Origin of the sequence: Xanthomonas cannabis pv. cannabis, from assembly GCF_000802365.1 — a bacterium.
In the GTDB taxonomy this organism is placed as follows: domain Bacteria; phylum Pseudomonadota; class Gammaproteobacteria; order Xanthomonadales; family Xanthomonadaceae; genus Xanthomonas; species Xanthomonas cannabis.
Window position 1 is genome coordinate 1 of sequence record NZ_JSZE01000141.1, and the last position, 12,322, is coordinate 12,322.

The 12,322-nt window shown below is 69.0% G+C and carries 10 protein-coding genes; 4 read left to right on the plus strand and 6 right to left on the minus strand.

Translation table 11 applies throughout. From position 1 onward, the window contains the following. Both OZ10_RS18195 and OZ10_RS18200 read right to left on the minus strand, forming a co-directional pair. Window positions 1–2,629 (minus strand): ankyrin repeat domain-containing protein (locus OZ10_RS18195; RefSeq protein WP_039566380.1); only part of this gene is annotated, 2,629 nt, incomplete at its 3' end. Continuing rightward, window positions 2,622–2,882, minus strand: coding sequence for a YcgL domain-containing protein (locus OZ10_RS18200; protein WP_039414450.1), 261 nt, complete (start codon window positions 2,880–2,882; stop codon window positions 2,622–2,624). The genes OZ10_RS18195 and OZ10_RS18200, both read right to left, overlap by 8 nt. Before the next feature lie 218 nt (window positions 2,883–3,100). Here OZ10_RS18200 and OZ10_RS18205 point away from each other — a divergent pair, with 218 nt between their 5' ends. The 4 genes from OZ10_RS18205 to OZ10_RS18220 are packed head-to-tail and all read left to right on the plus strand — an operon-like array spanning window position 3,101 to window position 7,507. Beyond that, entirely contained in the window at window positions 3,101–4,297 is a 1,197-nt protein-coding gene (locus OZ10_RS18205) for a beta-ketoacyl-[acyl-carrier-protein] synthase family protein (protein WP_039414439.1), read from the plus strand. Beyond that, window positions 4,297–5,070: a beta-ketoacyl synthase chain length factor gene (locus tag OZ10_RS18210; RefSeq protein ID WP_039566381.1), complete on the plus strand. Its 774-nt coding sequence runs from the start codon at window positions 4,297–4,299 to the stop codon at window positions 5,068–5,070. Before OZ10_RS18205 ends, OZ10_RS18210 begins: the two co-directional genes overlap by 1 nt. Beyond that, the gene (locus OZ10_RS18215; protein WP_039566383.1) at window positions 5,067–5,888 is read left to right on the plus strand and encodes a glycosyltransferase family 2 protein; all 822 of its coding nucleotides are present in this window, start codon (window positions 5,067–5,069) and stop codon (window positions 5,886–5,888) included. The genes OZ10_RS18210 and OZ10_RS18215 overlap by 4 nt, the downstream gene beginning before the upstream one ends. Then, the gene (locus OZ10_RS18220; protein WP_039566385.1) at window positions 5,885–7,507 is read left to right on the plus strand and encodes an NAD(P)/FAD-dependent oxidoreductase; all 1,623 of its coding nucleotides are present in this window, start codon (window positions 5,885–5,887) and stop codon (window positions 7,505–7,507) included. Before OZ10_RS18215 ends, OZ10_RS18220 begins: the two co-directional genes overlap by 4 nt. Before the next feature lie 873 nt (window positions 7,508–8,380). Here the strand turns inward: OZ10_RS18220 and fabG are convergent. The 4 genes from fabG to OZ10_RS18240 all read right to left on the minus strand — a co-directional run bounded on the left by fabG (window position 8,381) and on the right by OZ10_RS18240 (window position 12,309). Then, entirely contained in the window at window positions 8,381–9,118 is a 738-nt protein-coding gene (fabG, locus tag OZ10_RS18225; RefSeq protein WP_039566387.1) for a 3-oxoacyl-ACP reductase FabG, read from the minus strand. 163 nt (window positions 9,119–9,281) lie between these two features. Then, on the minus strand, window positions 9,282–9,722 hold the full coding sequence (locus OZ10_RS18230) for a hotdog family protein (protein WP_039566390.1): 441 nt from the start codon (window positions 9,720–9,722) through the stop codon (window positions 9,282–9,284). Then, window positions 9,709–12,075 carry an MMPL family transporter gene (locus OZ10_RS18235; RefSeq protein ID WP_039415289.1) on the minus strand — a complete coding sequence of 789 codons (2,367 nt, stop codon included), beginning with the start codon at window positions 12,073–12,075 and terminating at the stop codon, window positions 9,709–9,711. Before OZ10_RS18235 ends, OZ10_RS18230 begins: the two co-directional genes overlap by 14 nt. A 138-nt stretch (window positions 12,076–12,213) precedes the next feature. After that, on the minus strand, window positions 12,214–12,309 hold the full coding sequence (locus OZ10_RS18240; RefSeq protein ID WP_338117738.1) for a LolA-related protein: 96 nt from the start codon (window positions 12,307–12,309) through the stop codon (window positions 12,214–12,216). Between the last annotated feature and the right edge of the window lie 13 nt (window positions 12,310–12,322).

The following is a 12,322-nucleotide window of genomic DNA, read 5'->3' on the forward strand; positions in this document are numbered from 1 at the left end:
CGAGCAGATGCGCCACCACGCCCAGATGGCCGCCACCGGCCGCACGCAGCAGCGCGGTGCAGCCCTGCGCGTCGACGGCATCCACCGGCAGGCCCAGGTCGATCAGGCGACGCACGGCGTCGGTGTCGCCGGTCATCGCCGCGGACGGCACATCGGCCTCGCGCAGCGTGCGGCGCGGCAGCGACCAGATCCGCCAGTCCAGCCAGTCGGCCAGATCGCGGCGGCCGATCGACAACGCCACGCCGAGCGGGGTCTGCCCGTCGGCAGCGCGCGCTTCCGGCGAGGCGCCCTGCTTGACCAGTAATTTCAGCGACGCGTCGCGGCCCAGCGCGGTGGCCAGATGCAGTGCGGTCATGCCATGGCTGTCGCGCGCTTCGCGGTCCACCCCGTGTTCCAGCAGCCACTGCTGCAGGCGCAGCCAGCCCAGCCGCACCGCCAGCGACAATGGGGGGTCGCCCGCCGCCGACGGCGCGAACGGGTCGGCGCCGCGGTCGAGCAATTCCAGCGCGAACTGTTCCAGCCCGCGCGACGCGGCGTCGTGCTGCACGCAGGCACTGAGCAGCCGGGTCAGCCCACCGGCGCCGGCCGGCGACACGCCATGGCGCAGCAGGGCCTGCATGGCCGGCACCGCCTCCACGCCGCGCGAGAGCAGCGCAAACATGGGCACATCGCCGCAGGCATCGCGCACTTCGGCATCGGCGCCGTGGCGCAACAGCCAGTCGACCGCATCGGCATTGAGCGCCAGGTGCGCGTCGTGCAGCAGGCCGCCGAGTTCTTCCGGGCCGCACAACCGCGCCAGGGCGGTCAGGCCATCACGCTGGCCGAACTGCAGGCCTTCGCGCAGCAGCACCAATGGCGGGCGATCCGGCAACACGGTCCCACCCGGGATATCGCCCGGGGTATCGCCCGGGGCGTCGCTGACGGCGGCCGGCAGCGGGTAGGCCGGATCGAGCAACTGCACGATCGCCCAGCGCCCGGCTTCGGCCGCCACGTCCACGGCGTGGCGGCCATGCACATCGGCCGCGTCGGCCGGTACCTGCAGATCCAGCAGGCGGCGAATCAGTGCCGGCGAGACGCTGTCGGCGGCGCAGGCGAGCATCACCGCATTGCGGCCCTCGCCATCGACGGCCAGGACATCGGCCTTGCGCGCCACCAGGCGTTCGAGCACCGCGCTGCGCGCCTGCCGCGCGGCGTCCAGCAACGGCGTGCGGCCGAGCAGATCGCGCGCTTCCAGGTTGGCCCCGGCCGAGAGCAGCGCCTCGACGATGTCGCCATGGCCCGCCAGCGCGGCTTCGTGCAGGGCGCTACGGCGCTGCCGGTCGCGCGCATCCACACGGGCCTTGTGCTTGAGCAGCAGCTGCACACCGGCCGGGTCGTCCTCTTCGGTGCCGGCGGCTGCCAGCAGCACCGGTGCGCCGCCGTCCGGTTCGGAATGGGCACCGCGCTCCAGCAGGAATTTCGCCAGCCGCCAGTTGCCGACCTGGCAGGCCATTGCCAGCGGCGAGTGGCCGTCGTTGTTGAGCGCATCGAGGTCGGCGGCGGCATCGCGCAACAGCGCGGCCACGCCGGGGTCGGAACTGCGTACCGCATGGTGCAACGGGGTGTTGCCGTCGTTGTCGCTGGCGCGCGGGTCGGCACCGTTGGCCAGCAGGGTCATCACCGCATCCGGGCGGCCATGCCAGCTGTCGCGGGTGGCGGCCAGCAGCGGGGTCATGCCGCGGTGCGGCTGGTTGACGTCCACGCGCCGCACGATCAACTCGCGCAACAGGCGCAGGTCCGGCAGCACCGCCGCCAGTGCCGGCAGGCTGCGTTGGTCGCGCCATTCCGGCAGCGGCATCGCCTGCGGGTCGGCACCGGCCTCCAGCAACTGCAGCGCGCGATCCACCCGGCCGCTGCGCGCGGCTTCGAACAATTCGGGCACCAGCTGATGCTGGGCCACCGGCTCCAGCGGGCGCGGCTCGGCGGCGGCCTCATTGAAGAAATCGGCCGCCTGGCGTGCCACCGGCGCATCGCTACGGGTCGGTGCGGCGGTGCGTTGCAGCAGCAGGTGGGCAGCCGGCAGCAACGCGGCCGCGGCAAGCGCCAGGCCCCAGCGCAGGCTGTCGGACAACCAGCCCGGCCAGGCCAGCGCCACCCCCAGCGTGCACACCGCCAGCACCAGCGCGGCTGCCAGCAGGCCACGCCAGGCATGCAATTCCTGCGTGGCCAGCGCATGCCAGCGCGGCGCCAGCGCGCCACCGTCGCGCTCGACCTCGCCCCACAACGGCCAGGTCCGCCACAGGCCCAGCAACGCGGCGCTGATCGCCACGCTCAGCGCCAGCGCCGCGGCCAGGCTGCCGCTGTCGCGCAGGGCGGTCAGCGGCCAGCTGATCAGTGCGGCCAACGCCAGCAGCCCGACGCCCCAGATCGTCAGCAACGGTGGCAGCGTCTGGGCGATGGCACGCGGCTGGGTCGCCAGCGCGCGGCTGCCGCGCGCCCACGACACCGCCAAGGCAAAGGCCGGCTGGGCCAGCCACAGACTCACCGCGGCAATGCCGCCGCCAAACCCGCCCAGCAGGGACAACCCCACACCGGCGGCGCCAGCCAGGGCGGCGGCGCGCACCCGCGCGGCACGCTGCGGCTCAGTCATGGTCGCACTCGCCCGCCAGCACCACCGTCTTGGGTAGCTGCAGATAGAACCCGTGCTTGCCAAGCGCCTCGCGCACGGTGGCCGCATCGGCCTGCGCCAGGCGCCGCTCAGGCGTCAACGCCACCTCCAGCACGAAGGTCAATGGCGCCAGCTGCGTGTGCACGGCAGCGGGAAGACCGGAGAAGTCGTCACGCGTGGCGAGATAGACGAAGGTGTCCTGCTTGCGTTGGCTTTTATAGACGTAGGCGTGCATGCGCGCGTGATCGCGCTCGTAAGAGAGGTGGGCCGCAGGATTGTGTCCCAATTGCGGCGACGGCGAAAGCGCGGCAGCTGCGAAAAATCCCAGCTGCGTCAGCGACATGACCGGCGCGTTCAGTTGCGCCATCGACGGAGCCCAGCCACGCCATCGATATACTGCGAGCACTTTTTGCCAGCCAGACCACCGTGAGCCAAGCGCAGCATTCGTCCCAGATGGCCCCGGTCGCCGTCACCGCCTTCACTTCCACCACCGCGCTCGGTGCCGGTCTCGCGGCCCAGGCCGCCGGCCTGCGGGCGCAGCGCAGCGGCCTGCGTCGCAACGACTTCGGGCCGCAACCGCTGCCCTGCTGGATCGGCCGCGTCGACGGCGTGGAAGACGTGGTCCTGCCCGCCACATTGCAAGGCTGGGACTGCCGCAACAACCGCCTGGCCTGGCTGGCCCTGCAGCAGGATGGCCTGCTGGACGCGGCGCAGGCCGCCGCGCAGCGCTACGGCGCCGAGCGTGTGGCGGTGATCATCGGCACCTCCACCTCCAGCATCGGTGCCAGCGAAGAGGCCTATACACGGTTGGTGGAAGACGCCGACGGCGCGCGCTTCCCGCCCGATCTGGAGCGCCCGATCGTGCACACGCCGCATTCGCTGGGCGACTTCGTGCAGCACGCCACCGGCCTGCGCGGCCCCAGCGTCACCGTGGCCACCGCCTGTTCGTCCAGCGCCAAGGTGTTTGCGCAGGCAGCGCGGCTGATGGCCGCCGGGGTGATCGACGCGGCCCTGGTCGGTGGCGTGGACACGCTGTGCGGCAGCGTGCTGTTCGGCTTCAACTCGCTGCAGGTGGTGGCGCCGGAGATGTGCCAGCCGTTCGACGCACGCCGGGTCGGGCTGAGCCTGGGCGAGGCCGGCGGTTTTGCGCTGGTCGAACGCACCGAGGCGGCGCCGGACGCGGCGCTGTGGCTGTATGGCTATGGCGAATCCAGCGATGCGCACCATATGTCCGCGCCGCATCCGCAGGGCCTGGGCGCGCAGCTGGCGATGCGCGGCGCGCTCGAACGTGCCGGCCTGGAGCCGGGCGCGGTGGGCTATCTCAACCTGCACGGCACTGCCACCCCGGCCAACGACAGCGTGGAAGCGGCTGCGGTGGCGGCGATCTTCCCCGATACCCTGCACGCCAGCTCGACCAAGGCCTGGACCGGGCACACCCTGGGCGCGGCCGGCATCGTGGAATCGGTGATCGCACTGCTGGCGCTGCGCGACGACCTGCTGCCCGGCACCCTCAACAGCGAGGTGCCCGACCCGGCCTGCGGCCCGCAGATCCGTTTCGATACTGCCCACTCCCGGATCGATTACGCAATGAACAACTCTTTCGGTTTTGGCGGCAACAACTGCTCGCTGCTGTTCGGGCGGGCACGCTGATGATGACCGCCACCATCGAAGGCATCGGCTTCTGGACCCAGGGCCTGCCCCACTGGGAGGCCGCGCAGGCCTTCGTGCACGGCGGCGCGCTGCAGGACACCCCGGCGCGTCCGGCGCCGCAGCTGCTGGCCGCCAATGAACGCCGTCGCGCACCGGACACGGTGGCGGTGTCGCTGGAAGCCGCGCTGGCCGCCTGCACGGCCGCCGGACGCGCCCCGACCAGCCTGCCCTCGGTCTTCACTTCCACCCACGGCGATCTGGCCATCACCGATTACATGTGCACCACCCTGGCCAGCGACCCGTTGGCCATCTCGCCGACCAAGTTCCACAACTCGGTGCACAACGCCGCGGCCGGCTACTGGACCATCGGCGCCGGTGCGATGACCCCGACCACCGCGATCAGCGCCAACGCGGCCAGCTTCGCGCAAGGCCTGCTGGAAGCGCTGGTGCAGCTCACCGACGGCGTGGATGCGGTGCTGCTGGCCGGCTACGACGCGCGCTCGGTCGGGCCGCTGGGCCGGATCTCGCCCAGCCAGGGCCTGCTCGGGGGCGCGCTGGTGCTGGGCCGTGCCGGCCAGGCCGGCAAGCCGCAACTGCAGGCGCGGCTGGACGACGGCGTGCCCTCGCCAGCCGAGGGACCGTTGTCGCGGCATGTCGCCGGCAACGCAATGGCGCCGATGCTGCCGCTGTTCGAGCTGTTGGCCGGCGCTGGCAAGGCCGTGGCACTGCATGCCGGCCCTGGCCGCGTGCTGCATGTGGAGCTGCAACGATGAGCCGGGTTCCCCTGAGCCGCGAAGACACCGCCATCCTGGTGCCGGCCCTCAACGAGGCATTGCGCATCCGCGAAGTGGTCACCGATGCGCTGACCTATTGCTCGCATGTGATCGTGATCGACGACGGCTCCGACGACGGCACGGCCGATTGCATCGCCGACCTGCCTGTCATCCTGATCCGCCACCCGCAACGCAGGGGCAAGGGCGCCGCGCTCCGCAGCGGGTTTGCACGCGCCCAGCAGATGGGCATGCGTGCGGTGATGACCATGGACGGCGACGGCCAGCACAAGGCCGCCGACTTCCCGCGCCTGCTGGCGGCGGCCAACCGGCATCCCGGCTGCGTGATCGTCGGTGCACGCATGCGCAAGCGCGCCACCCAGCCCACCATCCGCCGGATCGGCAACGACTTCGGCGACTGGGGCATCGCCTGGGCCTGCGGCTTCCAGCTGGTGGACAGCCAGAGCGGGCAGCGGCTCTACCCGGCCTCGGTGTTCACCCTGCCCGACGTGCCCGGCGAAGGCTTCGTGTTCGAAGCGCAGTTGCTGATTTCGGCCGCGCGCCAGGCCGGTGCGCGCGTGGTCGCGGTGCCGATCGAAACCCGCTACGCCGGCAGTGCGCCCGGCACTTTCCGCAAGAGCCACTTCCGGCTGGTGCGCGACTTGTGGGAAATCACCTTGCACGTGGTCGTCCAGGCCTGGACGTACGGGCACATCTGGCGCGAATACCGCAACGTGCGCGCCAACCCGGTGATCGTTGACGATGCCGACGGCGAATTTGCTACTGTGCCGGCGGTCACCAAGAGCAACCCGTCCCCATGAATGCACAGCGTACCGATGTCGTCATTACCGGTGGTGGACTGGCCGGGCTGAGCCTGGCCCTGCAACTGAAGCAACGCGATCCGGAGCTGGCGATCACCGTGCTGGAGCGCCGCGCGCACCCGGTGCGCGAGGCCGCCTTCAAGGTCGGCGAATCCACGGTGGAAATCGGAGCGCATTATTTCGCCGATGTACTGGGCCTGCGCGAGCACCTGGAGACGGAGCAGATCCGCAAGTTCGGCTTCCGCTTCTTTTTCTCCGACAAGCGCGACGACATCGACCGCTGCACCGAACTGGGCGTGAGCAAGATCCTGCCGACACCGTCGTGGCAGATCGACCGTGGCCGCTTCGAGAATTTCCTCGGCGAACGCGCCCGCGCGCAGGGCATCACCTTTCTCGACAGCTGCAGCGTCAAGGGCGTTGAGTTGTCCGGGGACGAGGCCGATCACGCGGTGCGTTACGAACAGGCGGGCGTGCAGACGACGCTGCGCGCGCGCTGGGTGGTGGATGCCAGCGGGCGCGCCGGCCTGCTCAAGCGCAAGCTCGGCCTGGCGCAGGACAACGCGCACAACGCCAACGCCGTGTGGTGGCGCGTGGAAGGGCTGATCGACCCCAATGGCTGGTCGCAGGACAGCAGCTGGTTGCAGCGCTGCACCCCGCCCGATCGCTGGCGCTCGACCAATCACATGTGCGGGCCGGGCTACTGGTTCTGGCTGATCCCGCTGTCCTCGGGCGCGCATTCGCTGGGTATCGTCTGCGATGCGGACATGCATCCGCTGGAGACGATGAACACCCACGACAAAGCCATGGACTGGCTGCGCCTGCATCAACCGCAGGTGGCCGCCACGCTCGACAAGGCCGACTACCGGCTGCAGGACTTCCTGTTCCTGCGCAAGTTCTCCTACGGTTGCAAGCAGGTGTTTTCATCGCAGCGCTGGGCGCTCACCGGCGAGGCCGGGTTGTTCCTGGACCCGTTCTATTCGCCCGGCAGCGACTTCATCGCCATCTCCAACACCTACATCTGCGAACTGATCGGCCGCGATCGCGCCGGCAAGTCGCTCAGCCCGTATGTGGAGCTGTACCAGCAACTGTATTTCTCGTTCTACGAAAACACCCTGACCCTGTATCAGGACCAGTACGCACTGTTCGGCGACGAGCAGGTCATGCCGGTCAAGGTGATCTGGGATTACACCTACTACTGGTCGCTGCTGGCGCCATTGTTCTGCGCCGGGCGCATCGCCGACCTGAGCCTGCTCTCGCGCATGAAGGCAGATTTCCTCTACGCGCGCGACATGAATCTGGCCATGCAACGCGTGCTGCACGACTGGGGCGTGCGCAACACCGAACGGGGCATCACCGGCGGCGAAGGACGCCTGCTGGATCAGTACCTGATCGGCTGGTTCAACGAACTCAATGGCGCGTTGAACGACACCCTGGACGACGACGCCTTCGTCGCGCGCATCCACGCCAACGTGGCGCAGATGGCAGTGCTGGCCCGCGAAATCCTGCAGCAGGCACGCCAGCGCCACCCGGCCCTGCCCGACCACGGCCTGGATGCGCTGACCGCCACTGCCAGCGGCGCGCCGATCCTGACGGCCACGTGGTACGCCGACGCGGCGTGAGCTTGAGCGAGCGCGCCGATACGCGGTGAGTTCTGGCGGGCGTCGCATGCGCGACGCTCTCGCCGGATAGTTAGGCGGCCGCTTTATTGAAAACCCTGCGGACCGACCATCTCGACTGGTCCTTGCAGCAACGGCGCAGACCATCCGCTCTGCGCCTTGCTGCCGGGATCAAGCAATCAGGTAACGACGCCTGCATCGTGCGTATCGCAATCACTTGACTGTCTTCACGTCTGGTCGAGGGCGCGGCGCCCTCACCGCTCGCGGGACACGCCGTCAACCCGTCCATGGCGAGGACACCACGCCAGACAGTTGGCCGGTGGTTTTGTCGAAGAGCAACGGTCACCGCGCCACCAGCTTGCTGACCGCTGGTTGAGATCCATGCACACCGACCATCTCCACTGGTCCTTGCCCGCCCACCGTCGCGGGACCCTTGGCGGCATGGATGCCGCCACGGAGCTACACGGACGTACTTGCAGCGTGTCCTGCGATGGTGGGCGGGCAAGGGCCCTGCAGCAAAGGCGCAGATGATCCGCTCCGCGCCTCACTTGGGTCTGTTGAAGCTTGGTCGAGGGCCCCTGCAGCAAAGCCACAGGCCAACCGCTCTACACCCGACGCATCCGCACCGTTCAATCACTCTCAGGACGAGCATGAGCGTCATCGCCGTTGCGACGTTCCAACGCAGGACTGGTCAAGGGCGCGACACCCCGCCGTTTACGGGAACACACGGTGAATCCGTTCTAAGAGCGCCGTGGCGGCGTCCATGCCGTCAAAGGTTCCACAAGCGCCGAGGCCAACCTGGTCGCGCACTGGAGGCCAGCCACAGGGCCGGCCGCGCCCACCTCGCGCCACGCGCCTGCGTTTTGCCAGCCGTCCTCAGCCCATCCCACCATTGACGCCAATGACCTGGCCATTGATGTAACCGGCAGATTCCGAACACAGGAAGGCGACCAGCGCGGCGACCTCGTCGGGTTTGCCCACGCGCCCGGCCGGTACCAATTGCTTGATCACCTCCGGCGCAAAACTTTCGCCGACCATCTCGCTTTCGATCACGCCGGGCGCGACGACATTGACCGCGATCCCGCGGCTGGCCATCTCGCGCGACAACGATTTGGTCGCGCCATGCAAGGCCGCCTTGGCGGCGGCGTAGTTGGTCTGCCCGCGATTGCCCAGCACCGCCGCCACCGACGACACACTGACGATGCGGCCCCAGCGCGTGCGCGCCATCGGCAGCAGCAACGGTTGGGTGACGTTGAAGAACCCGTGCAGCGAGACATCGATGACGCGATGCCACTGCTGCACATTCATGCCCGCCATGGGTGCGTCGTCATGGATACCGGCGTTGTTGACCACGATCTGGATCGGCCCGGCTTCCAGCAACTGCTCCAGCGCCGCACCGCTGGCCTGCGCATCGGCCACATCGAACGCCACCGCCTCCGCGTGGCCCCCGTCGGCCACGATGGCGGCCACCACGGCTTCTGCGCGCGCAAGATTGCGATTGGCATGCACGATGACATGCCGCCCCTGCGCCGCCAGCTGGCGGCAGATCGCACCGCCAAGATCGCCGCTGCCACCGGTCACCAGTGCACGACGCTGCGGAATGGATGTGCTCATGACAGTCCCGATAAAGCCGCGTAAAAGACGGCGGAAAGAGCCTCATCCTAACGACTGGCAGCAGGCGCAGGAATAGAGCGCCCGCATCGATCGCCCACATCCGGCAGGAGCGCGCGCGTGATGAGGCTTTGGCGGTGATGCTTCATCGCGCGCAAGCGTGCTCCTACAGGGCCTGTGCAGCGCCCAGCATCACCGTGGCACGCCCTTCGGCAAGCAATTGCGCGCCGTGGGTCAGGCGAAAACTGTATTGCTGGCTGTCCTCGCCCTGCATCAGCACCTGTGCGTCGCAGTCGATCGCATCCGGCAGCGTGTCCAGATACGTCACATGCAGATCAACGCCACGCAGCGCCACCAGCATGCCCGGGCGTACCGGCTTGCCGGATGCACGGCCCAGCAGGCCACCATGCACGGCCATGGCCTGCGCGCCGTATTCGCACAAATGCACAGCGCGCAGTCGCCCGTTGGCGCGTAACGGATGCGCGTCGCTGCGATGCGCATGACTGCGCAGCACGATGCGCTGCGCGTCCCATTGGACCAGCTCTTCCCACAGGCACATGCTGCCCTGGTGCGGAATCAAGGCGGCAATTGCGTCACGTCCCTGCATGCGGCTCTCCATCGCGTTTGCGCTCCAGTGCCGGCTCACGCGAGACCAGCAGCGCGAGAATGAAATTGAACATTACGCCCAGCGCCACGGTAGTGCCGATCGCGCGCAGTACCGGGATGCTCGATGCAGCCAGCAGTGCAAACACCAGCAGCGTCATCAGGCTGCACACGATCAAGGCATGCAGCGTGCGCAGCTGGTCGGCATGATCGTCGCCGGCATGATCGAAGAACAGCGCGTAATCCAGCCCCAGGCCGGCGGCCAGGATCAGCGCGATCAGGTGGAACAGGTTGAGCTCCACACCGGTGCCACGCAGGATCGCCAGGATCAGCACCGTGGTCAGCGCCATCGGCAACAGCACGCGCACGATGCGGCGCGGACTGCGCAGCGCGACCGCCACGGTAACCGCCAGCAACAGCGCTGCCAGTACCAGGGCGCCCAGCACGCGGCCACGGTAGGCCGCCACCAGCGATTCGGAGGCGTCTTTCAGATCCAGCAGTTGTGCGCCACTGCCTTGCACGGCGGTGGCCAGCACCGATGGATCGCGCAGGCCCGTCAGCGACACCAGGGCGGTGCTGCGATCGCCGCGCCCCAGCAACAGCCCGCCCACCGAGGTCGCCAGCGGCGAGCCGGCCAGATCCTTCGGTCGCAACGGCGGCGCACGCTTGGCCGTCTCCAGGTCCTGCAGGAACGGGGCAAACGCATCGCCGCGGAATGGCGTGGTGGCGACGGCCTGTTCGGTCAATGCGCGCGCCTGCGCGGCGTCGGGCAACGCGGCCTGACGCGCATGCTGGGTCTTGGCGCTGGGCAGATAGCGTGCCGCCATGTCGTAACCGACCAGCGCACCATCGCGCACCAGCGCATCCAGGCGCGGGCGCAACTGCTCGCTGGCCTGCAACGCCGCCTCATCGCTGGCTGCCGGCAGCGCCAGCACGTAACGCACATCGGGGGCGCCCAGTTCCTGACGCAACCGGGTGTCCTGGGCCAGGGCCTTGGGCGGCACCGGGGTGAGCTTGGAGAGATCGTTCTGCCAGAACTGCCCCGGTGCAAAGGCGATCACCGCGATGCCGATCACTGCGATCGCCGCCAGGCTGAGGCGTGGGCGCGGCAGCCGCGCGATGCCACGCCACAGCAGCGCCAGCATGCGCGAGTCGGCGTAGTCGCGCGGCGCCGGGTCGATCAACCACGGCAGCAACCAGCGTGTGGTGATGGCGGCAGTCGCCAGCCCGGCGATGGTGAATACCGCCAGCTGCCGCAGGCCATCCACGCCGGAAAACAGAAAGGTCACATAGGCAATGCAGGTCGACACCACGCCGGTAGCCAACGTGGGCCACAGATGGCGCGCGTTGTCGCGCGGATCCAGGCCGGGCCGCTGATGACTGAACAGGTGGATCGGGTAATCCTGCACCACGCCGATCAGGGTGAACCCGAAGGCCACGGTGATGCCATGCACGCCGTCGAACAGCAGCGCTACGGCACTCAGACCAGCCAGCCCGGCACTGGCCAACGGCAACACGCCCAGCACCGGAATCTTCCAGCTGCGGTAGGCGATCAACAGCAACAGCACCAGGCCCACCGTGTCCAGCGTGCCGATCCACTGCGACTCGCCTTGCGTGCGCGCGGTGATCTCCACTGCAAACGCGCCCGGCCCGGTCAGCGTCAGCCGCGTGCCAGTGCCCTTGCTGACCTTGGCAAACGCCGCCTGCACCGCGTCGTAGGCAAGTTGCTGGCCGGTGGGGTCGAACCCGGCCGCGCGCGTCTGCACCAGCAGCAAGGCCGAGCTGCCGGCCCGGTCGAACCACACCTCGTTACGCGTCTGCGGCGCGGCTGCCGGCTGCAGGGTTTCGGCCAGATGCAGCACTTCCAGCGTGGGGTCGCGCGGCAGCAGCGGCTCCACCAATGCCGCTGCCGGTGAACCCAGATCCTGCACGCGCGCCTGCAACGCTGCCTGCAGGTTCGATGCATCCAACGGTGCCTGGTCGAAGCTGTCGCTGAGCAGATACCGATAGGGCAGCAACCGTTCGGGAATCGCATCCAGGCCGGCAGTGCCGCCATTGGCGACCAACTCGAACAACGCCGGCTGCGCGGCCAATGCCTCGCGTAGCAGCTGCGATTGCGTCGCCAGCGTATCCGGATCGCTATTGGACAACGCCATCAGCAGCAGCCGCGAGCCCGGGCCTTCGCCCAGTTCTTCGATCAGCAGTTTCTGCGCCGGCGTGCGCGGGGCGGGCATGAACTTGCGCAGGTCGCCGGTGACCTTGAGTGTCTCGCTCAACCAGATCCCGGCCACCACCAGCAAGGCCAGCCACAGCAACGCCAGGCCGATGCGGCGGTTTGCGTTCAACTTAAACGCCATGGTGTGCGTGTCCTGGTGCAGCGGCCGCACGTCCACCGGCCGCGCGCGCGGCATGCAAGGTCAGCGGCAGCACACGCTTGCCGAAGGTGGAGGGTGTGATCTCTCTGCAGACGACCGGCGCAACCCTCGCGCGCGCGGTCACGCGCCCGGACCGTGGCACAGCGTGGTCAGCGCGGCGGCATCAGTGACGTTGGCCGCCTCGCGCGCCGCACCAGCCAGCAGCGTGCGCTGCACGTCGCCCTTGGCC